This is a genomic window from uncultured Chitinophaga sp., assembly GCF_937898475.1.
GTDB lineage: Bacteria > Bacteroidota > Bacteroidia > Chitinophagales > Chitinophagaceae > Chitinophaga.
In genome coordinates this window covers 159843-186100 of record NZ_CALEJS010000042.1, presented here as the reverse complement: position 1 = coordinate 186100, position 26258 = coordinate 159843, and the positions used below count along the sequence as shown (strand labels likewise).

The window sequence follows — 26258 nt, the reverse complement described above, 5'->3', positions numbered from 1 at the left end:
AATAAAATGGCTCCGTTCCTGCACTCAAAGTTACTCAGCGGCAGGGAAAGTCAAGTTATTATAATTATTCATTGTTCTTTCAATACCAATAGAAGCGATGGCTTCTATGATCTCTACGGATTTCTCAATTTTCTGTTCTACTACAGGCAGTTCTTTGTCTCCCCATTTGCCCAGCACATAATCCACCTGCCGCCCTTTGGGGAAATTATTACCTATGCCAAAGCGCAGCCGGGGATATTGATTGGTCCCCAGCAATTCCTGTATGCTTTTAAGACCGTTATGCCCGGCATCGCTGCCGCCCGGCCTTAACCGCAGTACATTCAGGGGCAGGGCCAGCTCGTCCATGATCACCAGCAGGTGTTCTACCGGTACTTTTTCCTTGTCTAACCAGTACTTTACTGCTTTTCCACTCAGGTTCATGTAGGTAGTGGGCTTTATCACTACAAATACCTTTCCTTTCCATTTGCATTCTGCCACATCTGCCAGCCGGTCGCTCCGGAAACTGCCGCCATGCTTGGCCACAAAAGCGTCTGCCACGTCAAAGCCTATATTGTGGCGGGTGTGTTTGTATTCTTCGCCTATATTTCCCAGTCCGGCTATTAAATATTTCATCCCTTAATGTTCGGCTTCTAAAATTGAGTCAAAAATAGAAATTTAATCCGCATGCGCCTATAAAGCAAGGTGCTGCCTTATAAAAAAACCCTGGCCGCCATCCGGGACCAGGGTTCCTGTGAATATCTGTAAGAAGCTTTTATTTCTTTTTAGCGTCTTTATCACCTGCCGCTTCTTCCTGGCGCAGCTGACGGGTCATTACCACAGATGCGATGGGGATACGGGGAGAGTTCAGGATCTCGAAGTTCTCATCTTTTACATCTTCTACACGGATGTTCTGGTTCAGGTCCAGGTTATCGATGTTCACTTCGATGTTCTCACGCAGGTATTTAGGCAGGGTTTTTACCTTCAGCGCTTTCATTTTCACCACCAGTTTACCGCCGGCTTTTACACCAACAGACTGGCCTACCAGTTTCAGCGGCAGGGTAGCTACCACTTTCCTGTCTTCTACCAGCTCCATGAAGTCAATGTGGGCCAGTTCATCGGTCACCACGTTAAACTGCATGTCTTTCAGAATGCATTTGTAAGTTTTGCCGCCTACTTTAACTTCGGCCAGCTGGAAATCCGGAGTATACACCAGGCTTTTAAATTGTTTTGCCGGAGCAGAAAAGCTGATGGTATCGGCACCCCCATAAATAACGCAAGGCACTTGCTCCTCAGAACGAAGTTGGCGGGTGGCTTTTTTGCCTAAGTCGCTCCTGAGTTGTCCTTCGATGGTTATTGTCTTCATTGTTTAAACAGTTTATGTTAATTGAATAAATCCTTATAATCCTCTCCGGTGGCTGTGTACGAACAGGCTGGTAATAGACTTGTTCTCGTACATGTTCCGGATAGCCACTGCGAAAAGCTCTGCTACGCTGATCACTTTGATCTTGGAGCATTCCTGCTTCAGCGGCATTGTATCGCATACTACCAGTTCCTTCAGCACGGAATGCTCGATATTCTCGTATGCTTTACCGCTCAGTACCGGGTGTGTACAAAAGGCCCGTACGCTCCTGGCTCCCTTCTCCATCAGCAGGTTAGCCGCTTTGGTAAGTGTACCTGCCGTGTCAATGATATCGTCTATCAGTACGATATCCTTATCTGTCACATCACCTATCACCACCATGGAAGCGATCTCGTTAGCGCGTTTACGGTGCTTGTCGCAAATCACCATTTCCGCATTGAAATAAGACGCTACTTCCCTTACCCGGTTGGTGCTACCTACGTCAGGGGACGCAAAGGTAAGGTTTTCCAGCTTCAAATTCTCTATATACGGAATGAAAATTGCAGAACTGTCCAGATGATCCACGGGTATATCAAAGAAACCCTGGATCTGGGGAGCGTGTAAGTCCATTGTAATCACCCTGTTAGCACCCGCAGAAGTAAGCAGGTTGGCTACCAGCTTTGAAGCGATGGCCACCCTGGGCTTATCCTTTCTGTCCTGCCTGGCGAAACCAAAATAAGGGATCACGGCCGTAATATAGCCCGCAGAGGCCCGCTTGGCAGCATCGATCATTAACAATAGCTCCATCAGGTTGTCTGCTGGAGCATTGGTGCTTTGTATCAGGAAAACATAGTCTCCCCGGATACTTTCCATGTACACCGGCTGAAACTCGCCGTCGCTGAACCGCTGGATCTGTAATTTACCAAGGCCGTTGCCGTAGCGTTTGGCTATTTTCTCTGCCAATCCGGGGTTGCTGTTGCCCGTGAAAATTTTTACTGATGGTTGCATGACTGTGGAAAAGAGTCGCAAAACTATAACTTTTGCTTCGTACTGCACTTCTTTTTTTTGTTCACCCCGGCCATAGCACTCACTTTCTCATTTTTCCGTATGAATAAATGCGCTGGTATCAAGCCCTTTAGCCTGACTGGCGGGGTGTGCATTAAAATATTTGCTGGTACGGCAGCAAACACGTTACTTAGTGGAGATATCCGAAAGATTATGCAAGCAAAAGTTAACCTCCCCCAGGGCCGGCTTCCCGAAAGCTATACTCCCGTGAAAAAGCTCCCCACAGATGACAAACCCCGGGAAAAACTTATCCGCAAAGGTCCGGCTGCCCTCAGCGATGCCGAGCTGCTGGCTATCCTGCTCAATAATGGTACTAAACAAAAATCTGCCATAGAGCTGGGCAGAGAAGTATTACGCGCCGCCTCCAATAATCTCCCTGAGCTGGGTAAACTCAATGTGCTGCAGCTTAAAAAGCTGCGCGGCATCGGTGACGCCAAAGCAGTTACCATTGTAGCTGCCATGGAACTGGCCAGGCGTAAACAGGCAGGGTATATGCGCGAAAAACAGGTGATCACCAGGGGCGCAGATGCGGCCCTGTTCTTTAAGCCCTTGCTGTCAGATCATCCCTATGAGGCTTTTTACGTACTTTACCTTACCCATAATTGCCGTGTGCTGCATTACCGTTGTATCAGCTCCGGCGGCATTAGCAGCACTATCGTAGATGCCAGGCTGATATTCAGGGAAGCCCTCGAAACAGGCGCCTCCCGGCTGCTGCTCTGCCATAACCATCCCTCCGGCAGCCTGAGCCCAAGTGCTGCTGATGTCGGGCTCACCCACAAGATCAAAGCAGCAGGCCGCCTCTTTGACATAGAAGTAGTAGATCATATCATCGTATCGGAGGCCGGATACTACAGCATGGCAGAAGAAGGAGTTATATAGCTAAACTTTTGGATATAATAATTCCCTTTTTCCTTACATTCGCAATTATTTCATTAAAATCTGCTATGCTGAAAATTGGAATATTTGGTGTTGGACATTTAGGCAGGATCCACCTTTCCCAGTTGATGACGATGAAGGACGTTGAAGTAGTAGGGTTTTACGATCCAGGTAATGCCAATGCGGCAAGCGTGACAGAGCAATACCAGATTCCGCGGTATACCATTGCTGAAGAACTGATACAGGCTGTAGACGCCATCGATATAGTAGCTCCCACCACCCAGCACTTTAAACTCTGCGAAATAGCGCTCCGCAACGGCAAGCACATTTTCGTGGAGAAACCCATGACCAATACTATGGAAGAAGCCAAAACACTGGTAAAACTGGTGGAAGAGGCCAATGTCAAATTCCAGGTAGGTCATGTGGAACGCTTCAACCCGGCTTTCCTCGCCCTGCGCGGTTACCACCTGAAGCCTATGTTCATAGAAGTGCACCGCCTGGCTGAATTTAACCCGCGCGGCACAGATGTAAGTGTAATCCTGGATCTGATGATCCATGACATTGATATCGTGCTAAGCATTGTACAATCCACCATCAGCCGCATTTCGGCAAGTGGCGTGGCGGTAATGAGCGATACGCCTGATATTGCCAATGTGCGCATCGAGTTCCACAACGGATGCGTAGCCAACCTCACCAGCAGCCGCATCTCCCTGAAAAAGATGCGCAAAATGCGACTGTTCCAGAAAGACGCTTATATAGGCATCGACTTCCTTGACAAGAAAACCGAGATCATTAAGCTGAAAACACCGGACGACGCCGGACTTTTTACACTGGATATAGAAACCAATACCGGCAGGAAAACGATCGCTATTGAGAACCCGGAGGTAAAACAGTCCAATGCCATCCGCATGGAGCTGGAACTGTTCCGCGACAGCATACTGCAGAACAAACCGGTAGCAGTAAATGTGATCGATGGTTTGCAGGCCCTGGATGTAGCCCACCAGATCCTTCAGAAGATCGGCCGCAATCAGTCTGCCCCTACCGCATCTTAACCCTTCAGCAATGCATGCGCAATCACCAGGTCCAGCGGACGGGTGATCTTAATATTGCGCTCCTCACCCACCACCAGGTGGATGCGGTGACCCAGCCGTTCTACCACGGTAGCCTCGTCTGTAAATAAAGGATCATAAGGCAGTTCGAATGCGGGCAGCAGCTGTTCTGATAAGAACGTTTGCGGGGTTTGTATAATCTTATACCATTCACGGTTCACCGCCTTGTTGGCATCCCCCTGCAGCTCCCGGATACTGTCTTTCATATCTGTTACAGGAATGGCATTACCATGCACCAGGGCCGCTTCATAACAGGTGTGTATCAACGCAGCAGATAAGAGCGGACGTACACCGTCATGCACAAACACCACCGATTTTTCCTGCACCTGCTGTAAACCATTCTTCACAGAGTGAAAGCGGGTCTCCCCGCCCTTTACCAGCGTTACCGCCGGCGCTGTGCTGAAACAGTTCAGTACCTGCTGCGCCGGGGCAAAATGCGCTTCAGGCACAACCAATACCACCTCCATATCTTCATAGGCATTTATAAAAGCGGCAATGGTATGGTATAATACCGGCTTGCCGGCCAGCTCCAGGAACTGCTTGGGCATTGTACTGCCCATACGGGTACCCGAGCCGCCCGCCACAATGATGGCTATCTTTCTAAGTTGTTCCATGCGGTCCCAAAAATAAAAAAGTCTCACCGCAGTGAGACTTTTTTGAAGAGTAAAATATGATTAAAGGATCAGCATGGCATCGCCATAACTGAAGAAACGGTATTTCTCTTTGATAGCCTGCTGGTAAGCTTCCATGATCAGATCATACCCTGCAAAAGCGCAAACCATGATCAGGAGGCTGGTTTTAGGCAGGTGGAAATTAGTCACCAGCGCATTCGGGATAGAAAAATCATAGGGCGGGTGAATGAAGGTATTGGTCCATCCTTCTGCCGCCTTCAGATGGTTCTGTGCCGTTACTGAAGACTCCACCGCCCTGACGGTAGTGGTGCCGATAGCGCAGATCTTGCGGTTCTCGTCTTTTGCCTTGTTCACGATCTTAACGGCATATTCATCTATGTGGAAATACTCCGCATCCATCTTATGTTTGCTGAGATCTTCCACTTCAATAGGCCTGAAGGTACCTAAACCGGTGTGCAGGGTCACTTCGGCAAATTTGATACCCTTTATTTCAAGACGTTTGATCAGCTCACGGCTAAAGTGCAAACCCGCCGTAGGAGCCGCTACCGCGCCTTCAAACTTTGCATATACGGTCTGGTAACGCTCTTTATCTTCGTCTTCCGGTTTACGTTTGATATACTTTGGTAAAGGAGTTTCACCCAGTGTATCCAGCACAGCCTTGAACTCATCATCGTTGCCCTCAAACAGGAAACGGATGGTACGGCCCCTGGACGTCGTGTTGTCAATCACCTCCGCTACCAGCGATTCGTCATCCCCGAAATACAGCTTGTTACCCACCCTTATTTTACGTGCAGGGTCTACTATCACGTCCCACAGGCGGTTCTGCTTGTTCAGCTCACGCAGCAGGAATACTTCAATCTTGGCGCCAGTCTTCTCCTTACGTCCATACAGCCTTGCAGGGAACACCTTCGTATTGTTCACTACCATTACATCCTTATCATTGAAGTAACCGATAATGTCCTTGAATACCTTGTGCTCAATTTTTCCCGTGGCACGGTTCACCACCATTAAACGGGACTCATCTCTTGTTTTGGAAGGGTGCTGCGCGATCAGATTTAAAGGGAGATCGAATTTGAATTGCGATAATTTCATATTACGGTATGAATGAATTTAAAGGTTGCAAAGGTACTGATATCTCATAAGGTTACCAAAAAATATTCCAAAACCTAATAAACAGCACCTTATGTATACATATTTTTCGGAATAGCGGCTATCAGGTGCCGGGTATACGGACTGGCCGGGTGCTCATATATCTGACCCGCCGGACCGCTTTCCTCAATTTTGCCCCTGTTCATTACCATCATACGATCACTCATAAACCGTACCACGGAAAGATCATGAGAAATAAAAATATAGGTAAAGCCATACTCTTCCCGCAGGCTGATCAGCAGGTTCAGTACCTGCGCCTGTATACTTACATCCAGGGCTGCCACTGATTCATCACAGATAATAAAGGAAGGATGCAGGGCCAATGCCCTCGCAATCACAACCCGTTGCCGCTGCCCCCCGGAAAACTCATGCGGATAACGATAAAAATGTTCCGGGCGAAGATGCACCTTTTCCAGCAGCTCCAGCGCCTTTTCCTTACGGTCCCGCTCCGTTGCATACAGGCCATGTACCTGCATAGGTTCCATAATAGCCTCCCCCACCGTTAAACGGGGATTAAGCGAAGAATAAGGATCCTGGAAGATGATCTGCATATCTTTCCGGAGATCGCGTAACTCAGCAGCCCCCAAACTGTTCAGGTCTTTGCCTTTATAAACAATATTGCCCCCTGTTGGTTCTACAAGCCGCAGCAATGTACGGCCCAGGGTGGTCTTCCCGCAACCCGATTCTCCTACCAGTCCCAAAGTTTCCCCCTGGCGTACGGTGAAACTTACGCCATCTACCGCTCTTACCCATCCCTTTACTTTGCCGAAAAGACTGCGGGAAGCCGGGAACCAGGTTTGCAATTGCTCTACCTGCAACAAGAGCGGGCTTTCCTGCAACTGGCGCTCACGGGCGGCCAGCTGTTCAGGCGGTACGGTCAGGCTGTTCACCAGTGTTTTGACAGCAGAAGGCTTTTCTTTGACATTACCCGCGGCATCTACCTCCATAAAATCAGGAGTTACCGGCAGGCGGTACAGTTGTCTGTCCAGCGGCGGGCGGCAGGCCAGCAGGCCTTTCGTATAGGGGTGACGGGGATGGCGGAAGATCTCTGCCACCTTCCCCTGTTCAACAATACTCCCCTTATACATTACAGCCACCTGGTCTGCTATTTCTGCGATCACCCCGAGGTCATGCGTAATAAATACAATGCTCATACCCGTTTGCTGCTGCAATTCTTTTAACAGCTCCAGGATAGCTTTCTGTACGGTCACATCCAGCGCGGTGGTGGGCTCGTCTGCTATCAATAGTTTAGGCTGACAGGAAATTGCCATGGCGATCATCACCCGCTGCTTCTGGCCGCCTGAAAGTTCATGGGGATAACGGCGCAGCAGCTTTTCCGGGTCTGGCAGCTTTACCTGCCGGAAAAGATCAATTGTTTGCTGTCTGGCCACTGCGGGGGATACTTTCCTGTGAATGCGGATCGCTTCCGCCACCTGCTCGCCGCAGGTATGAAGGGGATTCAGGGAGGTCATAGGTTCCTGGAAGATCATCGCTATTTCATTGCCGCGCCAGTCCTGCATCTGGCGGGGCGATAGCTGTAAAATGTCTACCGGGGTTTGTGCCGAAGCATGATAAAGAATGCGGCCTCTGGTAATCCTGCCCGGTGATTGCACCAGGCGCATCAGGGATAATGCAGTTACGGATTTACCTGAGCCCGACTCTCCTACTATGCCCGTAATGCTGCCGCGGGGAATATCCAGCGAGATATTGTTCACCGCCGTCACCTGTTCCTGCTCTACAGAGAAGGTGACAGTGAGATCCTGAATGGAGACCAGCTGATCGGGCATACACGATTTTAGATAAATCTACGATCTAAAATCTTAATTCTAAAATCGTAGATGCTTTACCGTTTGATGGCTGTTGATCAGGTTCTTCAGAGAGTCTATCCCGATCCTCAGGTGTCGGTCCACATACTCGGAGGTTACTTTCTTATCGCTTTCTTCTGTTTTTACGCCTTCCGGCACCATAGGCTGATCACTTACCAGCAGCAGGGCCCCGGTGGGTATCTTGTTGAAGAAGCCAACAGAGAAGATGGTGGCAGTTTCCATATCTACCGCCATTGCCCTGATCCTTTCCAGGTAACGCTTAAACTCTGTGTCATGCTCCCATACCCGGCGGTTGGTGCTGTAGCAGGTACCTGTCCAATAATCGCATCCATACTCCCGGATACTGGTGGAAATAGCTTTCTGTAAAGCGAATGCAGGTAGTGCCGGTACTTCCGGGGGAAAGTAGTCGTTGGAGGTACCCTCACCGCGTATAGCCGCTATGGGCAGGATCAGGTCTCCGATGTTATTCTTTTTCTTCAACCCTCCGCATTTGCCCAGGAACAGTACCGCTTTGGGGTGGATGGCGCTGAGCAGGTCCATCACCGTGGCGGCGCTGGGACTACCCATCCCGAAATTGATGATGCTGATATCGCCTGCGGTGGCACATTGCATAGGACGGCCGATACCTACGATCTCGGCGTCATTCCATTCTGCAAAAGAGGTAACATAATTACTGAAATTGGTAAGGAGGATGTGGGAGCCGAAATTGTCCAGCTTTTCTCCTGTGTAGCGGGGAAGCCAATTGGCTACTATTTCTTCTTTTGTCTTCATAGCCTTTTGACACGCAAATGTACATCATTTTGGTGACATTTTGTCTTAGCTTTGTGTTATGATCGCCATTGAGTTCCCTGCTCCCGATTTTAAAATGGTACGGGAAGGTAACAAAGACCTGATATTTGACCGCTATCGCAGGAAATATGTAACGCTTACACCGGAAGAATGGGTCAGACAAAACTTTCTGCAATACCTGGTAAAAAGCCTGCAATACCCTGCATCACTGATAGGCATTGAAAAGGAGATCTACCTGGGAGAACTGAAAAAGCGCTGCGACATTGTGGTATATGACCGCAATATGCTGCCCTGGATGATAGTGGAGTGTAAGGAAATGAATGTGCCGCTAAACCTCTTAACAGTAGAACAGATTGTACGCTACCATATGGTGCTGCGCGCGGTATACCTGGTGATCACCAACGGCGTGCATACCTGGTGCTGCCTTTACAGGCCCGAAAAAGAAGAATGGGAGTTTGTGACGGAGATGCCGGGTTATGGGGAATAATACCTTTTAAGATTTGGGGGTTTGACAGTTTGAAGAAGCCCCTGTTCAGGCGCCTTCAGCCTGTCAAACCCTCAGACTCTCTTACGGGAATATGCCTAATTGCTCATAAGCCGCGCCTACCTTATCAATAGCGCAAACATATGCAGCGGTACGCATGTCGTGTATCTTGCTGTTGGAGACCATGATCTCGCGCACTTCGTGTAAAGCAGCATGCATGGTTTCTTCCAGGCCTGAATATACCAGGTCTACTTCATCCGCCCCGTGTGCAATGAATTTTCTTTCCTGGTCAGACACCTTTTTACCGGTAAGGTCTTCAATGGTGCTCAGGATATGTATGTTCATATTCTCATCAAAACGTTTGCCCAGACGGCCATAACGCACATGGCTCAGGTTCTTTAACCATTCGAAATAGGAAACGGTTACACCGCCGGCATTCAGGAACATATCCGGCACTACGATCACGCCTTTCTTGTTCAGGATAACATCTGCATCGGCAGTTATCGGGCCGTTGGCCGCTTCGCCGATGATCTTTGCCTTGATGTTGGGCGCATTATCTTTATGAATAACGCTTTCGAGTGCAGCCGGTATCAGGATGTCGCATTCCATTTCAAGGCCGTCTGTATTTTTCTTCAGGTTCACTGCGCCGGGGAAGTTAACGATAGAGCCTGTTTCATTCCGGTGTTTCAGCACAGCTTCCGGGTCAAGGCCTTTTTCGTTATAGATGGCGCCGTCCCACTCTATCAGGCAAACTACAACAGCGCCTGCTTCGTGGAAGTATTTGGCAGCGTGGTAACCCACGTTACCCATACCCTGAACGATCACTTTCTTGCCTTCCAGGCCGGGCTGCAGTCCCAGCCGCTGCATATCTTCCTTAATGTTGCACAGTTCGCGCAAACCATAGAATACACCCAGTCCGGTGGCCTCCTTACGGCCGCGAACACCACCCTGTGAAACCGGCTTACCAGTCACACAACCATAACCGTCTATTTCACCGGGGCGAAGGCTCATGTAAGTATCCAGTATCCAGCTCATTTCTCTTTCACCGGTACCGTAATCAGGCGCGGGCACGTCCACACCAGGGCCGATGAAGTTCTTCTTCACCAGTTCTGCCGTGTAGCGGCGGGTAATATTTTCCAGCTGGAAGGGGGTGTAATTGCGGGGATTGATCTTAATACCGCCTTTGGCGCCGCCAAAAGGCACGTTCACAATGGCGCATTTGTAAGTCATCAGCGCGGCGAGGGCCATTACCTCATCCTGGTTCACTTCTTCGCTGAAGCGGATACCACCTTTACAGGGCAGCTTGTGGTGAGAGTGTTGTACACGGTAAGCCTCGATCACTTCGATCTTATCTCCCACCCTTACCGGGAATTTAATGCGGTATACGGCATTGCAGGCCTTGATCTGCTCCAGGATACCCCTTTCCCATTTGGTGTACTGAGCGGCTTTGTCGAAGCTCTTCTGCACACTTTCAAAAAAGTTATAATGCTGTTCTTGCGACATAAAAAATTGTTTTGGAGATCTATTGTTTTGGTTATGATTATGGTTTAGACTGTTGTTGATGTTCCAGCTTACTGATCTTGCGGTCCAGCCGGACCAGGTACAGTATGATAAAGATGAAGATGATCACCAGTACGGTCACTACCACATATATTTTCCCGTTGCTGCGCAACATCTCGTTAATGGGACCAGTCTCTGTGTTCTGTTGTTGCGCCTGCGCCATCAGGGAAGTGCACAGTAAAAAAAGGGTAAAGAAGAAGTAAGACGCTCTGTTGATCATTTAAAAATATTTTTAAGCTCAAGTCTCTTATAGCGTACGCGCAAGGTATAGATCCATACGCCCAGTAATGTCCAGCCGGTAAAAGCGGGATAGAATACCATCATCAGTGTGCCGTCGGTATCCTGGGAGCGGAACCCCGGACTGCTTGCACTGCCCGGATGCAGGGAATCTACCATACGGGGGATGATATAGGTCAAAGGAATTAACATTGCAAAGGCGAATATGTTGTAAATGGCCGATACTCTTGCCCTTTTGTCAATATCATGTATAGACAGGCGCAACACCAGGTAGGCCATGTAGATCAGCAGCGCCACCGCCGTAGCGATCTGCTTGGGATCATTGGTGAGGGTACTGCCCCAGGTGTACGTAGCCCATACCGAACCTGTAGTAAAGCCCATAACGCCGAACAATACACCCACATTGGCTGCAGAACTGGCCAGTATGTCTTTTTTCAGATCGTATTTAGTGAGATAAAGAACGGAATTGACTACGGAGATGGTGAACAGCGTATACATGCTTATCCACATCGGTACATGAAAGAAGAGATTACGCGTGGATTGTTCGTTATTCTCTATCGCGGGTATCTTCACCAGGAACCCCGCTATGAGTGTGAATAAAAGCAGTAGTACCGCCAGCGCTTTCCACCAATGTTTTGCCATTTTTTTGTCATCTATATTGGGGGCAAACCTACAGGTTTTATCACTAATCACAAAATTAGTTGGGGAGTTTGACGGTTTGAAAGTTGGACAGATTGAAGGTTTAAAAGTTTGAACGTTTCAAGGTTTAAGGGCCTGAACCGTTTACGAACCCTCAAACTGTCAAACTATTAAACGCTCAAACGTTCTAGTCCTTCCAAAGGAACGGGAAGAGTATCATGGCCAGGCCCACGATCAGTACATCCATCCCCGCCAGCAGCAGGAACATATTAGGCAGGCCGGGTTGAAAAACCGGAACAAATGCAGAGCGGGCTATATTGGCCAGCAGCATCAGCAGGGGCATCATGATCGGGAAACCCATGATCGCCATCAGCGCCGCATTCTGGTTAGCCTGGGCGGCGATGGCCGCCAGCATGGTAAATAACAGCGAAAGGCTGACGCCCCCCAGCATCACTACCCCCACAAAATACCAGACGTTGATAATGGGATTACCCAGGAATATCAGGCAGCTCACCAGGGCAATAATACTCATGATGGCCATTAACAGTATGTTATACAGCAGCTTGGCAGCAATAAAGCTGCGCGGATGCACCAGCGAATAGAAGTACAGCAGCCGCCCCCTGCTTTCCTGCATAAAGCTTTTGGCAATGGCGTTCACCGACACAAATAGCTGTACTACCCAGAACTGGGCATTCCAGATCTGTTCTTCCGGGTGCCCCATCATCATATTGATAACGAATACAGTAGAAATAATATACAGGAGCACGCCGTAAAAAGCATATTTCTGGCGAAGTTCCAGCACCAGGTCTTTCTTTACCAGGGTAAGCGTTCGATGGAGAGCAGTGGTTTGTTGTGCCATTTCGCTGGCAAAAATAGGACAATACAAGCCCGCCCCAAAAACTGGTACAATTTAAACCTGCATCAAGTCCACCTCAGGTCCACCTTAAATCCAGCTCAACATTAGTTCTGCGTGGGGTTTACTAGCCATCTACACGCCGAATGCCTTGGGTGTTAATTTAGTACCATCTTAGAAAGTGCTTAGTAAGTGCTTAGTAAGTGCTTAGTAAGTGCTTAGTGAGTGCTTAGTGAGTGCTTAGTGAGTGCCATGTAAGTGTTTAGCAGGTGTTGACTCATTGCTTCAAACCAGCCCGGTTACTGCCGTTGGCTATAGTACTCATCGCCTAATTAGCAAGTATTTGTGATTTGTGCCTATATTCGCTCCTTAACAATCACAACAGCATGCAAAAAATTCTGGTGGCGAACCGCGGGGAGATTGCTTTGCGGGTAATGCGTTCTGCAAGGGAAATGGGGATCAAAACAGTGGCTGTCTTTTCAGAGGCAGACCGTACCATGCCTTTTGTACAATATGCAGATGAAGCTGTTTGTATCGGTCCGCCCCCTTCCAGCCAGTCTTATTTGCTGGGTGATAAGATCATTGAAGTGGCCCGGCAAACCGGCGCAGATGCCATTCATCCCGGCTACGGCTTTTTAAGCGAAAATGCCCGTTTTGCCCAGGCCGTAAAGGATGCCGGCCTTATTTTCATAGGCCCCAGCGCCCCGTCCATAGAAATGATGGGCAGCAAGCTGGCAGCCAAACAGGCCGCCCAGCAATTTGGTGTTCCCATGGTACCTGGTACAGAAACACCCCTGCGGGATCTTGAAGAAGCCAGGCAGGTGGTACGCAAAACAGGGTTCCCCATCCTGATCAAGGCTTCTGCTGGTGGCGGCGGAAAGGGCATGCGCGTGGTTGAACGGGAGGAAGAACTGCCGGAGCAGATCAGGCTGGCTAAAAGTGAAGCCATGAACGCCTTTGGAGATGATGCCGTGTTCATAGAAAAATATGTGGGAGCCCCCCGGCATATAGAGATCCAGATCCTGGGTGATCAGCATGGTAACTATGTGTACCTGTTTGAGCGCGAGTGCAGTGTACAACGCCGTCACCAGAAGCTGATAGAAGAAGCGCCCTCCTCCTGCTTAACGCCCGGCATACGTGCCGCCATGGGTAAATGTGCCCTCGATGTGGCCCGGGCCTGTAACTATTACGGAGCCGGTACCGTAGAGTTCCTGGTAGACGAATCGCTGAATTTCTATTTCCTGGAGATGAACACCCGCCTGCAGGTAGAGCACCCGGTCACAGAGATGATTACCGGGCTGGACCTGGTAAAAGAGCAGATCCGCATTGCCATGGGAGAAAAATTAAGCTTTACACAGGAAAGCCTGCAGATCAACGGGCATGCCATAGAATTACGCCTTTGCGCAGAAGATCCCGCCAATAACTTCCTGCCTGACACCGGTACGCTGGAAACCTATATCCGCCCGCAGGGCTATGGCGTACGGGTAGATGACGGCTATGAGCAGGGAATGGACATTCCCATCTACTACGATCCCATGATCGCCAAACTGATTGTCTGGGGCAATAACCGCGAAGAAGCCCGTTTACGCCTTATCCGCGCTATAGATGAGTACCAGGTGAAAGGCATCCATACCACCCTGCCCTTTGGCCGCTGGGCATTGCAGCACTCCGCCTTTATTGAAGGTAAATTTGACACCCATTTTATTGGCAAGTATTTTGCCCCCTCCCTGCTGAACACTCCTGATGCTGCAAGCATTCAGGCTGCAGCTATCCTGGCTGCACAGATCTGGCAGGAGAGCAAAACGGCCCAGTTACCGGTCAACACAACTGCGCCGGAACATCAATGGAAAAAAAGAAGAACATTAAGATAATACCCTGCAGTTGGCTTACAGGCAAAAAGCTTTAAATTTGTAGTAATTCTCTAATATGAAGAACCTTATCCTCCAAGTAATAGATTTTTTTTACCGGCCCTTCGCCAGGCTAATGCCCCTGCAGACCTTCCGCTACCTGGCCTGCGGCGGCGGTAATACCTTGCTGGATATCGTGCTTTATTACATTATGTACAATTTTGTACTGCATCAGCAGGATCTGCACCTGCCCTCGCTAACCATCAGCTCGCCCATAGCAGCGCTGTTCATGGCGATGTCTATCACTTTCCCTACCGGCTTCCTGCTCAGTAAGTATATCGTATTCTCAGAGTCTAACCTGCGCGGTCGTATCCAGCTGTTCCGCTACTTTGTACAGGTGGCTGCCTGCCTGCTGCTGAACTACCTGTTCATGAAACTCTTTGTTGAGTATCTCCACATCTATCCAACCATTTCGAAAATACTGACCACATTCTTCGTTGTGTGCTTCAGCTATCTTACGCAGAAAAAATTCACCTTTAAAGTGAAACCAGAAAAGTTAAAAGTTTTCTAAAATTTTATTCCACTTCGTAGTAACAATACCGGCAACGGGGTTCGTATTTATCCTGTTCTCCCAGTAATACTGTTTCTTTACCGGCTGCCTTACGGTAGGAAAAACTTGCAATATTGCCGCACTTTACACAGATAGCGTGCAGCTTGGTGATGTAGTCTGCTTTGGCCAGCAGATCGGGCATCACGCCAAAAGGGCGCCCTTTGTAGTCCATATCCAGACCGGCCACTATTACGCGTACACCGCGCAGCGCCAGCTGGTCGCAAACATAGGGCAGCTCTGCATCAAAGAACTGCGCTTCGTCTATCCCCACCACATCTACTTCCTGCGCCAGCAGCAATATCTGCTGAGAGTTATCGATCGGGGTAGACACCACTTTGTTTTCATCGTGCGATACAATATTCTGTTCATCATAACGCACATCTATACCCGGTTTAAATATCTCAATCCTCAGGTTGGCTATCCTGGCTCTTTTCAATCTTCTTATCAGCTCTTCCGTTTTTCCGGAAAACATGGAACCGCAGATCACTTCAATCCATCCTCTGCGTTCTCCGGCCAGGGAAGGTTCAATAAACATATCATCAGTTTTTATTAGTAAATACGCTAAAAACGCTAACTTTATGCAAATAAAATAAATTCTGCTACACAGCGTTAACCAATTACAGATTGGTTGTGATTACCTTCAATACGTTGCGATTACTATCAATAATTAAAGCATGATTTGTGCACTACCTGACACTATGGAAAAGATCAATGCATTAATTGACAGATTACAGGAATTGAAGAATTCCAACGCAGACCTGCAAACCATATCCTATTATGCGCAACTTTTGCAGGTTGAGGTGTTGCATGCGCGTACCCTGCAGAAAGCGCAGGATCAAAGTCAAAAATCGTCACAGAGCACTATAGCGGTGATCATGCCCTCACAGGCAGCCCAGACCGTTTCCGCAGCAGCGGCAACAAACGGCGCTCACCACCATAACGGACATACGAATTCAAACCACCTTGATACTGCTACCGTTGCGCCCGAAAAGCGCAGCATACCTGCACCTGAACGCATACAACCCGAACCGGTACAAGTTGCGCCACCGCCGCCTCCGCCTCCGCCGCCTCCTGCTCCTTCTCCGGCGCCTGTTCAGGAGCGTAAACCAGTGACCGCCACTTTGTTTGATGTAGAGAAACCTGCGCCGGCGCCCAGGGCAAAAGAAGCCAACGGCCTGCGCCGGGAGATCAATGAACTGGTTTCCCAGAAAAGCACCTCGCTGAACGACAGGCTCAAACAAAGCATAACAGAAGTGGCAGACAGGCTTGGCGATATGCCGGTGAAAGACCTTAAACAAGCCATCGGCATTAACGACAAATTCCAGTTCATACAGGAACTGTTCCGCGGTGATGTAGACATGTACGAGCGTTCCATCAAAACGATCAATGAATGCCACACCCTGCAGGAGGCAGAATACTGGATAGAAAGGGAATTAAAGATCCGGCAGGGATGGCTGGATGATACCCGGCCGGTACAACATTTCTATTCTTTGGTTAAAAAGCGCTTTTCCTGAATATAAGAAAGGATCCTGTCTGTAGCCCCCTTGTTGTCTGCAACATATTTGCTGGCCACATCTCCCGTTCTTGTACACAATGTATCGTCCAGCAGCAGTTCCTCCATTTGCTGCGCTAAGGCAGGATCATTGGGCACGCTGACCGCGCCGCCGGATGCCAGCAGTTCTACCGCCTCGGCATATTTATCGTACACCGGACCAAACACGATGGGCTTACCGAAAGTAGCAGGCTCCAGTATGTTATGGATCCCCCCCGGATCAAAACCTCCGCCGATATACGTCACGCAGGCATAACGGTACAGGGAGGACAGCATCCCTACATTGTCAATAATCAGTACCGTACCCGGATGTTCACCTTCATAACCATTGTGCTCCACCCTGGCGCCGCCCAGTTCCGAATAGCGCACTGCACCGGGAAACAGATCCAGCAGCTTCCTGATGTGTGGCTCATTCACCTCATGCGGCGCAATGATCAGACGCCTGTCTGCCTCGTAATGGCCTGCCCACCAGGCGGCAAGGGCGCTTTCGTCGCTTGCCCAGGTACTGCCGGCTACAATGGTGCGTTTGTTGCCCACAAACTGTTTTACCAGCGGCAACTCTACCGCCTCATGTGCCAGGGCCCATACCCGATCAAAACGGGTATCGCCGCTCACCGTAACATGCTCAATATCAATCTGCTGCAACAGCTGACGGGATGACTCATTCTGTACAAAAATATGGGAGAGCAAACGCAGCAGCCGCCTGAACAGGCCGCCATGCCATTTAAAGAAGACCTGGTCTTCACGGAAGATCGCAGAGATCAGCACAAACGGTATCTGCCTTTTATACAGCCCCGTCATAAAATGATACCAGAACTCATATTTGATGAAAATTGCCAGGCTGGGACGGACAATATCCAGGAACTGCCGGGCATTTCCCGGTGTATCCAGGGGAAGATAAAACACATGATCGGCGCCCTTATAATCCTTTCTCACCTCGTAACCGGAAGGCGAGTAAAAGGTAAGTAACAGGCGATAACCCGGGTACTGTTTGCGCAGCGCTTCCATTACCGGTCTTCCCTGTTCAAATTCTCCCAGCGAAGCGGCGTGTACCCATACCAGGGGGCCGGTTTCACCCTCCAGCTCCCTTTTCATCCTGGCGGCCCAGCCTTTACGGCCTTCCAGCCAGAGGCGGGCTTTACGGTTACCGGTTGCCGCGGCGATGTTTACCCCGGCCTGGTACAGCCGGATGCCGATGTTGTAAATGAAGGTTTCCACCATACTGATCTTCAGTTTTATCTATATTTTATACTTCAGCAAAGATAATCGCCTTCCAACGCCAATTTTTGTAAATTTGCACACTTTAAAACATTTTAAAATACCTATTCCGCATGGTTCCTATTCAAATGGTGGATCTGAAACGTCAGTATGCAAAGATAAAACCGCAGGTTGACGCTGCTATCCATGAGGTGCTAGAGAATGCCGCCTTCATAAACGGCGCCCCTGTTCAGCAGTTTGCACAGGAACTGCAGCAATACCTGGATATTAAACACGTTATACCCTGTGCCAACGGTACAGACGCATTGCAGATAGCCATGATGGCATTAGGTTTACAACCCGGCGACGAAGTGATCACCCCCTCCTTTACGTTCATTGCCACCGCAGAGGTGATCGCCCTGCTGCAACTGAAACCGGTATTCGTGGATATAGACCCTGTAACTTACTGCCTGGACCCTGTTGCGGTTGAAAAAGCCATCACACCAAAAACCAAAGCCATTGTTCCGGTACACCTGTACGGGCAAAGCGCTGACATGGAACCGCTGATGGCCATTGCTGAAAAATATAACGTTCCCGTCATAGAAGACAATGCCCAGGCCATAGGTGGTACTTATACCTTTAAGAACGGAACGGTTAAAAAGACCGGTACCATCGGTCACATCGGCTGTACCTCCTTCTTTCCCTCCAAAAATCTGGGATGTTACGGTGACGGCGGCGCCGTCTTCACCAACGACGATACCCTGGCCGCACAAATGCGAATGGTGGCCAACCATGGCCAATCTGCCCGCTATTACCATGATGTGGTAGGCCTGAACTCCCGCCTGGACACCCTGCAGGCAGCGGTGCTGCGTATAAAACTGCCCCTGCTGGATGAGTATATCAACGCCCGCCGCGCAGTGGCAGACGCCTATGATGCTGCCTTTGCCAATGTGCCGCAGATCACCACACCCGGTCGTGTGCCTTACAGCTATCACGTTTACCATCAATACACTTTACAATTGAACGGCGCCAGCAGGGATGAGCTGCAAAAGTTCCTGCAGGAGCGCAATATCCCCTCTATGATCTATTACCCGGTACCTGCTCACCGGCAAAAGATGTTTGCAGACTTTGGGGGAGCTGCATTTAATTTACCTGTTACTGACGCACTGACCGCCAAGGTCATCTCCTTACCGATACACACTGAAATGGATCAGGATCAACAAGAGTACATTATTAATTCAGTTAAATCATTCTTAAACTAAACTTCCCCAATGAGAATTACCGTAGTAGGAACCGGTTATGTAGGCCTAGTTACCGGCACCTGTTTTGCTGAAACAGGGAACAATGTCACATGTGTGGATATAGACGAGAACAAGGTTAAAAAATTATCCTCCGGGCAGATCACGATCTATGAGCCCGGACTGGAAAAACTATTTGAGCGCAACCTCAAGGAGGAACGCCTGCATTTTACCACCAGCCTGGAAGAAGGTATCCGTGAAGCACAGGTGATCTTCCTGGCATTACCTACCCCTCCCGGTGCAGACGGTGCTGCAGACCTGTCATTCGTACTGAAAGTAGCAGAACAACTGGGCAAACTGTTGACAGACTACAAAGTTATCGTAGACAAGAGCACCGTTCCCGTTGGTACGGCAGAGAAAGTTCATGCCGCCATCGCCAAAAACTGCAAAGTGGAATTTGATGTGGTATCCAACCCCGAATTCCTGCGTGAAGGAGTAGCCGTAGAAGACTTCATGAAGCCCGACCGCGTAGTGATAGGCACCACTTCTGAAAGAGCCCGCAAAGTGATGGGCGATCTGTATGCCCCCTTTGTTCGGCAGGGCAACCCGATATTGTATATGGACGAAAGATCCGCCGAGCTGACCAAATACGCCGCTAACTCTTTCCTGGCCACCAAAATATCTTTCATGAATGAAGTGGCCATCCTCTGCGAAAAACTGGGCGCTGATGTAGACATGGTGCGCAGAGGCATCGGCAGCGATGACCGTATCGGCAAACGCTTTCTCTTTCCCGGCATCGGGTACGGCGGCAGCTGCTTCCCGAAAGATGTACAGGCACTGGTAAAATCTTCTGAGGAAGTGAGCTACGATTTCAAGATCCTGAATGCAGTAATGGACGTAAATGAAAGGCAAAAGGTATTCCTCATCCCCAAAATAAAAGCTTACTATAACGGCAACCTTAAAGGAAAGCGCTTTGCACTGTGGGGACTTGCATTCAAGCCCAATACAGACGATATCAGAGAAGCGCCGGCGTTATATATCATTAACGCGCTGCTGGCAGAAGGCGCAACAATATGCGTGTTTGACCCTGAAGCAATGCCCAACGTAAAACAGGTAATCGGCAACAAGATCCAGTATGCCGAGCATCAGTATGACTGCCTTGAAAATGCTGATGCATTGATCATTGCCACAGAATGGAGCGTGTTCAGAACACCCGATTTTGATAAGATCAATGAGATCCTGAAACATAAAGTGATCTTTGACGGTAGAAACCTGTTTGACGTACAACGCATGCACGAGCTGGGATTTCATTACGAAAGCGTAGGCCGTGCAGTGGCAAAGCCTTAAACCTAAAATTGTTATGAGTAAAAAGCGCGTATTAATAACCGGTGCAGCCGGCTTCCTGGGATCACATCTTTGTGACAGGTTCATTAAGGAAGGATTTCATGTAATTGGCATGGATAACCTGCTGACGGGTAATATCAAAAATATTGAACACCTCTTCCCCCTGCCTGAATTTGAATATTATCATCACGATGTTACCAAATTTGTGCACGTTCCGGGAGAACTGGATTATATCCTGCATTTTGCATCTCCGGCCAGTCCGATAGATTATCTCAAAAAACCGATCCAGACCCTGAAAGTGGGTTCACTCGGCACACATAACCTGCTGGGCCTTGCCAAAGAAAAAAAGGCACGCATATTGGTAGCATCTACCTCCGAAGTATATGGCGATCCTACCGTACACCCACAGACAGAAGAATACTGGGGCAATGTGAACCCGGTAGGACCGCGTGGCGTATATGATGAAGCCAAAAGGTTCATGGAGTCCATCACAATGGCTTACCATAACTTCCATGGTGTGGAAACCAGGATCGTCAGGATCTTCAATACATACGGTCCCCGTATGCGCCTCGACGACGGCCGTGCCCTGCCCGCCTTTATGAGCCAGGCCCTTACGGGTCAGGATCTGACACTGTTTGGCGATGGTATGCAAACCCGTTCATTCTGCTATGTGGATGACCTGGTAGATGGTATATACCGCCTGCTGCTCAGCGATTATCACCTGCCGGTGAATATCGGCAACCCGGAAGAGATCACCCTGAAGCAGTTTGCAGAAGAGATCATTACGCTGACGGGCACCAAACAACAGATCGTATATATGCCGCTTCCAAAGGATGATCCCAAACAACGGAAGCCGGATATCAGCAAGGCTAAACAGCTGTTGGGCTGGGAACCTAAAGTAAGCCGCAAAGAAGGACTGAAGATCACTTATGAATATTTTAAGGAGGCCTTAAGTAAATAATTATACTATGCAACGTACTTTATTGATTACCGGAGGCGCAGGTTTTATCGGATCGCATGTAGTGCGGTTATTTGTTTCCAAATATCCTGAATACAGGATCGTTAACCTCGACGCACTTACTTATGCCGGCAACCTGGAAAACCTGGTGGACATAAAGGACAAGCCGAATTATGTGTTTGAAAAAGGTGATATAACAGACGAAGCGCTGGTTGACAGGCTTTTTGCTGCATACCAGTTTGACGGGGTGATACACCTGGCGGCAGAAAGCCATGTAGACCGCTCCATCATGGATCCGCTGGCCTTTATCAAGACCAATGTACTGGGCACAGCCATCCTGCTGAATGCCAGCCGCAAATACTGGCAGGACAATATGGAAGGCAAGCTGTTCTACCATGTGTCTACTGATGAAGTATACGGCAGCCTGGGCGCTGAAGGCTTCTTCACAGAAGAAACCCCTTACGATCCGCGTTCTCCGTATTCTGCTTCCAAAGCCAGTTCAGATCACTTTGTGATGGCGTACCATCATACCTACCACATGCCGGTGATCATCAGCAACTGCTCCAATAACTACGGCTCCCATCACTTCCCGGAAAAGCTGATACCGCTGGCCATCAGCAACATCAGGCAGAGCAAACCTGTACCGGTGTACGGGAAGGGTGAGAATGTACGGGACTGGTTGTGGGTAGAAGATCATGCAAGGGCTATAGATACCATTTTCCATAAGGGCCGTGTGGGAGAAACCTATAACATCGGCGGCTTTAATGAGTGGAAGAACATCGACCTCATTAACCTGCTGTGTATGATTATGGATAAGAAACTTGGCCGTGCGCCCGGTACTTCCGCCCAGCTGATCACCTTCGTGAAAGACAGGGCAGGGCATGATCTGCGCTACGCCATTGACGCCACCAAGCTGAATAAAGAACTGGGCTGGCAGCCATCCCTGCAGTTTGAAGAAGGACTGGAAAAAACGGTAGACTGGTACCTGGCCAATGAAGCCTGGCTGGATCATGTTACCAGCGGGGCCTACCAACAGTATTACGAAGAACAATATCAAAAAAGATAACGCAATCATGCCTTTTACGGAAACAGGAATACCAGACCTGCTAATATATGAGCCCCGGGTTTTTGCCGATAGCCGCGGATATTTCTTTGAAAGCTACAATGCAAATGCCTTTGAACAGGAAGGCCTGCACTTCCCTTTTGTACAGGATAACCAGGCCCGCTCTACCTATGGCGTATTGCGTGGGTTGCACTACCAGCTGGAACCCTATGCCCAGACTAAACTGGTTAGGGCCCTGGAAGGCCGTATACTGGACGTAGTGGTGGATATCCGGAAAGGATCACCCACCTATGGAAAGGTGTTCACCATAGAATTGAGCGCAGAAAATAAATTACAGCTGCTGGTGCCCAAAGGCTTTGCCCATGGCTATGCCGTATTGAGCGAAACCGCGGAAGTAATGTATAAGTGCGACAACTTTTACCACAAGGCCAGTGAAGGCGGTATCATTTATAACGACCCTGCGCTGAACATAGACTGGGGCATTGACCTGAAAGATGCCATCGTTTCTGATAAAGACCAGGTATTGCCAACATTGGCGGAAAGTCAACATAACTTCGTTTATAATTCCTAATGCACATGCAAAACATTCTGGTAACAGGCGCTAACGGCCAACTTGGACAAGCTATAAAATTAATCGCAGGCAATTACCCTGCCTTTAACTTTATCTATACCGACTATCAGGAACTGGATATAACCAATGCCGCTGCTATAGCTGAGTTTTTTTCTCAGCATCCCATTCATGCCTGCGTTAACTGCGCCGCCTATACCGCAGTGGACAAGGCCGAAACGGAAGAGGAAAAGGCTTTTCAGTTAAACTTTGAAGCTGCGCTGAACCTGGCGGAAGCATGTCTGCAGCATAGCGCCCAGCTTGTGCATATTTCTACGGATTATGTATTTGACGGGCGTTACTACCTCCCTTATACGGAAAACGATGAAGCCAGCCCCCAGAGCATCTACGGCGCCTCAAAACTACGTGGAGAGGCAGCTGCCCTGGGCGCCAACCCTGATACAGTGGTGATACGTACTTCCTGGTTATACTCCCAGTTTGGCGTCAACTTCGTAAAACGGATGAAGGAGCTGATGCAGGAACGCCCCTCCCTCAACGTGGTATTTGACCAGGTGGGTTCGCCCACCTACGCAGTAGACCTGGCCCGGGTGATCCTGCAGGTGTTGGCGCATCGTGCAGAGCACTCCGAGACAGCTATCGGCGGTGTTTACCATTACAGCAACGAAGGGGTTACCAGCTGGTATGATTTTGCAGTGGCTATAAAAGAACTCACCGGCTCCGCCTGCGAGGTATCGCCTATCACTTCCGACCAGTACCCAACCCCGGCCCAGCGCCCGGCGTACAGCGTAATGAACAAACAAAAGATCCGGGATACATTTGGTATCAGCATTCCTTACTGGAGAGATAGCCTGCAGCAGTGCCTGCAACAGCTGTAAGCACATCATATTATCTTACAATAGAACAGCCGCCCTGGTAATACAGAGCGGCCGTTTCTTTTTTGGGGCTAGACTATATATGAAAACTAAACTGCTTGGCTGCTATTAAAACGTACAAATCATCAAAAGGTACTACTCTGATCTTCTTCTTCGTCTGCATTTCCCCAGCCGCCGTAAAAAATATCCAGTATGTCAGCAGAGCGTACATAAAAAGATCCGTTGCTGAAAACAATGTTCACTGCTGGCGCGGGGCGCTTGAACGCCGGTTTGGTAGCGGTCCGGTAACTGGTGGTGGCAATATTTGAAGATCTGTTTACCGGGAAAATATGTCCTGCACAAAGTTTACCTGTCATCACTTATGGGGTTGTTATTATTTAGAAAATCTGGTAACGGGTGCAAAGATGCGCCGGTAAAAAGGGTTAAGAGACAGTAGTAAAGCTGAATTTCTGAAATTACGTAGTTGTACGGAGCAATCCGGGCACTTTCAGACGCCGTGAACGTCTGCTGCCCACTCCCAGGCCGCGTCAGATCTTCTTCCCGGCCATGGCTGCTTTCAGGGCCTTATCCATCAGTCGTTCTGCAAAGGGGCGGCTTACATCGTTCAGGTAGGCAATCTTTTCATGTATGGCATCCCTGTTACCACTGCCAATGATATCCTGCAGCCCGTTCATGGCTTCCCTGGTGCGCTGTTGTTCCTCTTCAGAGATCATTTCAACGTTCTTTTCCAGGAAGGTGGCCGTTACATCCAGCAGTTGCTGGGCTTCTGTCTGTGCTTCCACCAGGGAACGGGTTTGTATATCCTCCTTTGCATGGGTAATGGAGGCCACCAGCATCTGCTCCACTTCTTCGCCGCTAAGACCATATTGCGGTTTCACTTCAATGCTTTGTTCCACCCCGCTGCGTAATTCCGCGGCTTTCACCACCAGGATGCCGTCTGCATTCAGCAGGAAAGAGATCTGCACTTTGGCCAGGCCTGCCGGCATTGCAGGGATACCGGTAAGATTGAATTCCGCCAGTTTGCGGTTGTCCTTTACAAGGTCACGTTCTCCCTGGTATACCGCTATCTTCATACCGGTCTGCCCGTCTTTCTGGGTAGTATAGCTTCGGGCTATGCTGCAGGGTATCTTGGAGTTGCGGGGAATCAATACATCCATCAGGCCGCCCATGGTTTCTATGCCCAGCGACAGCGGCGTTACATCCAGTAACAGGAAGTCCTTATTATTGCCGGCGAGTATATCGGCCTGTATGGCGGCGCCCAGGGCTACCACCTCATCGGGATTCAGGCTGTCGTTCACCGGCTTTCCAAAGAAAGCGGCAACGGTTTCTTTCACCATCGGTACACGGGTAGAGCCGCCCACCATAATCACGGTATCAATATCCCTTACAGTAAGCCCCGCATCTGCCAGGGCCTTGCGGCAGCTTTCCATGGTCTTTTCAACCAGGGGCCGGATCAGCTCTTGGAGTTGTTCCCTGGTAAGCTGCAGTTCGTAATTATGTAAACGGGCATCGTAGTAATCAGTTACGGATAACTGTTTCTTGGCCTCCTCCGCCTTCAGGCGGAACGCCTGCGCCAGACCTTTGTTGCTGCCCAGGGCTTCGGGAGATATTTCGTGTAGCCAGGCCCAATGTTCCATAATGGCCCTGTCCAGGTCATCCCCGCCCAGGTAGGTGTCGCCGTTGGTGGCCAGCACTTCAAAGATGCCTTTGGATATCTTCAGGATGGAAATATCAAAGGTACCACCTCCCAGGTCGTACACGGCAATGGTCTTGTCTTCATCCGGCTTTAAACCCAAACCATAAGCCAGGCTGGCGGCAGTAGGCTCGTTGATGATACGCAGCACATCCAGGCCCGCCAGTTTACCGGCATCGCGGGTGGCCTGCCGCTGCGCATCGTTAAAATAGGCAGGAACCGTGATCACCGCCTTGCTCACCGGCGTTTTCAGTATATGTTCTGCCCGGGCCTTCAGGTCTCTCAGGATATAGCCGGATAATTCAATAGGAGAATAGAACCGGCTGCCTACCTGCACCTTTACCAGGCTTTCGGCATTATCATCATGTATACGATAGGAAAAATATTCCGCCTTTTCCCGGAGGTCATTGTAAGACTTCCCCATCAGGCGTTTGGCGCTGTAGATGGTTTGGCGGGGGTGCGTGATCAGCAGTTCACGGGCATTATCGCCCACTATTACCGTGCTTTCTTCCGTAAAATGCACCACCGAAGGAACCAGGGCGCTGCTGTTGAATTCACGGAGGGTGACCGGCTGCCGCAGCGCAGGATGTATAATAGCCACCAGGCTGTTCGTAGTGCCCAGATCAATGCCTACGATCATTTCCTGTTGTTGTGAACCTCCTGTTACCGGGTTGGTGCCGATCTTTGCCATACTCAAAAATAACTATTAGCTGTGGATCCATCATCAAAGAGCGGGCCAAGCGCTAATAGCCGGTTGCCAACAGGTAATAGCTAATTAT

At 49.5% G+C, this 26258-nt stretch carries 27 protein-coding genes; 12 read left to right on the top strand and 15 right to left on the bottom strand.

Annotated elements, in window-relative coordinates:
• Nucleotides 1-30 precede the first annotated feature (30 nt).
• The 3 genes from pth to Q0577_RS26355 form a co-directional block, all read right to left on the bottom strand.
• Entirely contained in the window at nt 31-612 is a 582-nt protein-coding gene (gene pth / locus Q0577_RS26365; RefSeq protein ID WP_298741728.1) for an aminoacyl-tRNA hydrolase, read from the bottom strand.
• A 139-nt stretch (nt 613-751) separates the two neighbouring features.
• Nucleotides 752-1342, bottom strand: coding sequence for a 50S ribosomal protein L25 (locus Q0577_RS26360; RefSeq protein ID WP_298741726.1), 591 nt, complete (start codon nt 1340-1342; stop codon nt 752-754).
• 33 nt (nt 1343-1375) lie between these two features.
• Nucleotides 1376-2326 carry a ribose-phosphate pyrophosphokinase gene (locus tag Q0577_RS26355; RefSeq protein WP_298741724.1) on the bottom strand — a complete coding sequence of 317 codons (951 nt, stop codon included), beginning with the start codon at nt 2324-2326 and terminating at the stop codon, nt 1376-1378.
• Between the two features lie 210 nt (nt 2327-2536).
• Between Q0577_RS26355 and radC the strand changes: the two genes are divergently transcribed.
• Both radC and Q0577_RS26345 read left to right on the top strand, forming a co-directional pair.
• Entirely contained in the window at nt 2537-3262 is a 726-nt protein-coding gene (radC, locus tag Q0577_RS26350) for a DNA repair protein RadC (RefSeq protein ID WP_298741723.1), read from the top strand.
• Between the two features lie 65 nt (nt 3263-3327).
• On the top strand, nt 3328-4311 hold the full coding sequence (locus Q0577_RS26345; protein ID WP_298741721.1) for a Gfo/Idh/MocA family oxidoreductase: 984 nt from the start codon (nt 3328-3330) through the stop codon (nt 4309-4311).
• Here the strand turns inward: Q0577_RS26345 and Q0577_RS26340 are convergent.
• From Q0577_RS26340 to Q0577_RS26325, 4 genes are all read right to left on the bottom strand, one after another.
• Complete coding sequence (locus Q0577_RS26340) at nt 4308-4982, bottom strand: 2-C-methyl-D-erythritol 4-phosphate cytidylyltransferase (protein WP_298741719.1); 675 nt, start codon at nt 4980-4982, stop codon at nt 4308-4310. The two genes, Q0577_RS26345 and Q0577_RS26340, sit on opposite strands and share 4 nt — an antisense overlap.
• 60 nt (nt 4983-5042) lie before the next feature.
• Nucleotides 5043-6092, bottom strand: coding sequence for a tRNA preQ1(34) S-adenosylmethionine ribosyltransferase-isomerase QueA (gene queA, locus Q0577_RS26335; RefSeq protein ID WP_029464719.1), 1050 nt, complete (start codon nt 6090-6092; stop codon nt 5043-5045).
• An 89-nt stretch (nt 6093-6181) separates the two neighbouring features.
• Complete coding sequence (locus Q0577_RS26330; RefSeq protein WP_298741714.1) at nt 6182-7936, bottom strand: ABC transporter ATP-binding protein; 1755 nt, start codon at nt 7934-7936, stop codon at nt 6182-6184.
• 39 nt (nt 7937-7975) lie between these two features.
• Nucleotides 7976-8746 (bottom strand): AMP nucleosidase, encoded by a 771-nt coding sequence (locus Q0577_RS26325; RefSeq protein ID WP_298741713.1) that lies wholly within the window; start codon nt 8744-8746, stop codon nt 7976-7978.
• 58 nt (nt 8747-8804) lie between these two features.
• Here Q0577_RS26325 and Q0577_RS26320 point away from each other — a divergent pair, with 58 nt between their 5' ends.
• The gene (locus Q0577_RS26320; protein WP_298741712.1) at nt 8805-9251 is read left to right on the top strand and encodes a type I restriction enzyme HsdR N-terminal domain-containing protein; all 447 of its coding nucleotides are present in this window, start codon (nt 8805-8807) and stop codon (nt 9249-9251) included.
• A gap of 81 nt (nt 9252-9332) precedes the next feature.
• On the opposite strand, the gene Q0577_RS26315 is transcribed toward Q0577_RS26320, so the two are convergent.
• The 4 genes from Q0577_RS26315 to Q0577_RS26300 all read right to left on the bottom strand — a co-directional run bounded on the left by Q0577_RS26315 (nt 9333) and on the right by Q0577_RS26300 (nt 12543).
• Nucleotides 9333-10751, bottom strand: a complete 1419-nt coding sequence (locus Q0577_RS26315) for a Glu/Leu/Phe/Val dehydrogenase (protein WP_298741711.1) — start codon at nt 10749-10751, stop codon at nt 9333-9335.
• Nucleotides 10752-10788: 37 nt separating this feature from the next.
• A complete protein-coding gene (locus tag Q0577_RS26310; protein ID WP_298741710.1) occupies nt 10789-11028 on the bottom strand; it encodes a CcmD family protein in 240 nt (79 codons plus the stop codon).
• Nucleotides 11025-11687, bottom strand: coding sequence for a cytochrome c biogenesis protein CcsA (gene ccsA, locus Q0577_RS26305; RefSeq protein ID WP_298741708.1), 663 nt, complete (start codon nt 11685-11687; stop codon nt 11025-11027). The genes Q0577_RS26310 and ccsA overlap by 4 nt, the downstream gene beginning before the upstream one ends.
• A gap of 184 nt (nt 11688-11871) precedes the next feature.
• Complete coding sequence (locus Q0577_RS26300) at nt 11872-12543, bottom strand: heme exporter protein CcmB (protein WP_298741706.1); 672 nt, start codon at nt 12541-12543, stop codon at nt 11872-11874.
• Nucleotides 12544-12923: 380 nt separating this feature from the next.
• On the opposite strand from Q0577_RS26300, the gene accC reads away from it, so the two are divergent.
• Both accC and Q0577_RS26290 read left to right on the top strand, forming a co-directional pair.
• The gene (accC, locus tag Q0577_RS26295) at nt 12924-14408 is read left to right on the top strand and encodes an acetyl-CoA carboxylase biotin carboxylase subunit (protein WP_298741704.1); all 1485 of its coding nucleotides are present in this window, start codon (nt 12924-12926) and stop codon (nt 14406-14408) included.
• Nucleotides 14409-14463: 55 nt separating this feature from the next.
• Nucleotides 14464-14955 carry a GtrA family protein gene (locus tag Q0577_RS26290; protein ID WP_298741702.1) on the top strand — a complete coding sequence of 164 codons (492 nt, stop codon included), beginning with the start codon at nt 14464-14466 and terminating at the stop codon, nt 14953-14955.
• 4 nt (nt 14956-14959) lie between these two features.
• On the opposite strand, the gene Q0577_RS26285 is transcribed toward Q0577_RS26290, so the two are convergent.
• Entirely contained in the window at nt 14960-15529 is a 570-nt protein-coding gene (locus tag Q0577_RS26285; protein ID WP_298741700.1) for a thymidine kinase, read from the bottom strand.
• Nucleotides 15530-15692: 163 nt separating this feature from the next.
• Between Q0577_RS26285 and Q0577_RS26280 the strand changes: the two genes are divergently transcribed.
• On the top strand, nt 15693-16508 hold the full coding sequence (locus Q0577_RS26280; protein WP_298741698.1) for a hypothetical protein: 816 nt from the start codon (nt 15693-15695) through the stop codon (nt 16506-16508).
• Here Q0577_RS26280 and Q0577_RS26275 read toward each other — a convergent pair.
• Nucleotides 16478-17767 (bottom strand): glycosyltransferase N-terminal domain-containing protein, encoded by a 1290-nt coding sequence (locus tag Q0577_RS26275; RefSeq protein WP_298741696.1) that lies wholly within the window; start codon nt 17765-17767, stop codon nt 16478-16480. The two genes, Q0577_RS26280 and Q0577_RS26275, sit on opposite strands and share 31 nt — an antisense overlap.
• Before the next feature lie 110 nt (nt 17768-17877).
• On the opposite strand from Q0577_RS26275, the gene Q0577_RS26270 reads away from it, so the two are divergent.
• From Q0577_RS26270 to rfbD, 6 genes are read left to right on the top strand one after another with little or no spacing between them, the layout of a single operon-like run.
• On the top strand, nt 17878-19005 hold the full coding sequence (locus Q0577_RS26270; protein ID WP_298741694.1) for a DegT/DnrJ/EryC1/StrS family aminotransferase: 1128 nt from the start codon (nt 17878-17880) through the stop codon (nt 19003-19005).
• 9 nt (nt 19006-19014) lie between these two features.
• Nucleotides 19015-20328, top strand: a complete 1314-nt coding sequence (locus Q0577_RS26265) for a UDP-glucose/GDP-mannose dehydrogenase family protein (RefSeq protein WP_298741692.1) — start codon at nt 19015-19017, stop codon at nt 20326-20328.
• Between the two features lie 13 nt (nt 20329-20341).
• Nucleotides 20342-21286, top strand: a complete 945-nt coding sequence (locus Q0577_RS26260) for a UDP-glucuronic acid decarboxylase family protein (RefSeq protein ID WP_298741690.1) — start codon at nt 20342-20344, stop codon at nt 21284-21286.
• A 7-nt stretch (nt 21287-21293) separates the two neighbouring features.
• Complete coding sequence (gene rfbB, locus Q0577_RS26255; protein WP_298741688.1) at nt 21294-22349, top strand: dTDP-glucose 4,6-dehydratase; 1056 nt, start codon at nt 21294-21296, stop codon at nt 22347-22349.
• 7 nt (nt 22350-22356) lie between these two features.
• Complete coding sequence (rfbC, locus tag Q0577_RS26250) at nt 22357-22917, top strand: dTDP-4-dehydrorhamnose 3,5-epimerase (RefSeq protein WP_298741686.1); 561 nt, start codon at nt 22357-22359, stop codon at nt 22915-22917.
• 5 nt (nt 22918-22922) lie between these two features.
• Complete coding sequence (gene rfbD / locus Q0577_RS26245; protein ID WP_298741684.1) at nt 22923-23789, top strand: dTDP-4-dehydrorhamnose reductase; 867 nt, start codon at nt 22923-22925, stop codon at nt 23787-23789.
• Nucleotides 23790-23911: 122 nt separating this feature from the next.
• On the opposite strand, the gene Q0577_RS26240 is transcribed toward rfbD, so the two are convergent.
• Both Q0577_RS26240 and hscA read right to left on the bottom strand, forming a co-directional pair.
• Entirely contained in the window at nt 23912-24142 is a 231-nt protein-coding gene (locus tag Q0577_RS26240; RefSeq protein WP_298741683.1) for a hypothetical protein, read from the bottom strand.
• Nucleotides 24143-24313: 171 nt separating this feature from the next.
• The gene (gene hscA, locus Q0577_RS26235) at nt 24314-26170 is read right to left on the bottom strand and encodes a Fe-S protein assembly chaperone HscA (protein ID WP_298741681.1); all 1857 of its coding nucleotides are present in this window, start codon (nt 26168-26170) and stop codon (nt 24314-24316) included.
• Nucleotides 26171-26258 lie beyond the last annotated feature (88 nt).

Excerpts from the sequence above, each read along its gene's own strand:
- pth (WP_298741728.1), bottom strand. The coding sequence starts at position 612 with ATGAAATATTTAATAGCCGGACTGGGAAATATAGGCGAAGAATACAAA.
- Q0577_RS26360 (WP_298741726.1), bottom strand. The coding sequence starts at position 1,342 with ATGAAGACAATAACCATCGAAGGACAACTCAGGAGCGACTTAGGCAAA.
- Q0577_RS26355 (WP_298741724.1), bottom strand. The coding sequence starts at position 2,326 with ATGCAACCATCAGTAAAAATTTTCACGGGCAACAGCAACCCCGGATTG.
- radC (WP_298741723.1), top strand. The coding sequence starts at position 2,537 with ATGCAAGCAAAAGTTAACCTCCCCCAGGGCCGGCTTCCCGAAAGCTAT.
- Q0577_RS26345 (WP_298741721.1), top strand. The coding sequence starts at position 3,328 with ATGCTGAAAATTGGAATATTTGGTGTTGGACATTTAGGCAGGATCCAC.
- Q0577_RS26340 (WP_298741719.1), bottom strand. The coding sequence starts at position 4,982 with ATGGAACAACTTAGAAAGATAGCCATCATTGTGGCGGGCGGCTCGGGT.
- queA (WP_029464719.1), bottom strand. The coding sequence starts at position 6,092 with ATGAAATTATCGCAATTCAAATTCGATCTCCCTTTAAATCTGATCGCG.
- Q0577_RS26330 (WP_298741714.1), bottom strand. The coding sequence starts at position 7,936 with ATGCCCGATCAGCTGGTCTCCATTCAGGATCTCACTGTCACCTTCTCT.
- Q0577_RS26325 (WP_298741713.1), bottom strand. The coding sequence starts at position 8,746 with ATGAAGACAAAAGAAGAAATAGTAGCCAATTGGCTTCCCCGCTACACA.
- Q0577_RS26320 (WP_298741712.1), top strand. The coding sequence starts at position 8,805 with ATGATCGCCATTGAGTTCCCTGCTCCCGATTTTAAAATGGTACGGGAA.
- Q0577_RS26315 (WP_298741711.1), bottom strand. The coding sequence starts at position 10,751 with ATGTCGCAAGAACAGCATTATAACTTTTTTGAAAGTGTGCAGAAGAGC.
- Q0577_RS26310 (WP_298741710.1), bottom strand. The coding sequence starts at position 11,028 with ATGATCAACAGAGCGTCTTACTTCTTCTTTACCCTTTTTTTACTGTGC.
- ccsA (WP_298741708.1), bottom strand. The coding sequence starts at position 11,687 with ATGGCAAAACATTGGTGGAAAGCGCTGGCGGTACTACTGCTTTTATTC.
- Q0577_RS26300 (WP_298741706.1), bottom strand. The coding sequence starts at position 12,543 with ATGGCACAACAAACCACTGCTCTCCATCGAACGCTTACCCTGGTAAAG.
- accC (WP_298741704.1), top strand. The coding sequence starts at position 12,924 with ATGCAAAAAATTCTGGTGGCGAACCGCGGGGAGATTGCTTTGCGGGTA.
- Q0577_RS26290 (WP_298741702.1), top strand. The coding sequence starts at position 14,464 with ATGAAGAACCTTATCCTCCAAGTAATAGATTTTTTTTACCGGCCCTTC.
- Q0577_RS26285 (WP_298741700.1), bottom strand. The coding sequence starts at position 15,529 with ATGTTTATTGAACCTTCCCTGGCCGGAGAACGCAGAGGATGGATTGAA.
- Q0577_RS26280 (WP_298741698.1), top strand. The coding sequence starts at position 15,693 with ATGGAAAAGATCAATGCATTAATTGACAGATTACAGGAATTGAAGAAT.
- Q0577_RS26275 (WP_298741696.1), bottom strand. The coding sequence starts at position 17,767 with ATGGTGGAAACCTTCATTTACAACATCGGCATCCGGCTGTACCAGGCC.
- Q0577_RS26270 (WP_298741694.1), top strand. The coding sequence starts at position 17,878 with ATGGTTCCTATTCAAATGGTGGATCTGAAACGTCAGTATGCAAAGATA.
- Q0577_RS26265 (WP_298741692.1), top strand. The coding sequence starts at position 19,015 with ATGAGAATTACCGTAGTAGGAACCGGTTATGTAGGCCTAGTTACCGGC.
- Q0577_RS26260 (WP_298741690.1), top strand. The coding sequence starts at position 20,342 with ATGAGTAAAAAGCGCGTATTAATAACCGGTGCAGCCGGCTTCCTGGGA.
- rfbB (WP_298741688.1), top strand. The coding sequence starts at position 21,294 with ATGCAACGTACTTTATTGATTACCGGAGGCGCAGGTTTTATCGGATCG.
- rfbC (WP_298741686.1), top strand. The coding sequence starts at position 22,357 with ATGCCTTTTACGGAAACAGGAATACCAGACCTGCTAATATATGAGCCC.
- rfbD (WP_298741684.1), top strand. The coding sequence starts at position 22,923 with ATGCAAAACATTCTGGTAACAGGCGCTAACGGCCAACTTGGACAAGCT.
- Q0577_RS26240 (WP_298741683.1), bottom strand. The coding sequence starts at position 24,142 with ATGACAGGTAAACTTTGTGCAGGACATATTTTCCCGGTAAACAGATCT.
- hscA (WP_298741681.1), bottom strand. The coding sequence starts at position 26,170 with ATGGCAAAGATCGGCACCAACCCGGTAACAGGAGGTTCACAACAACAG.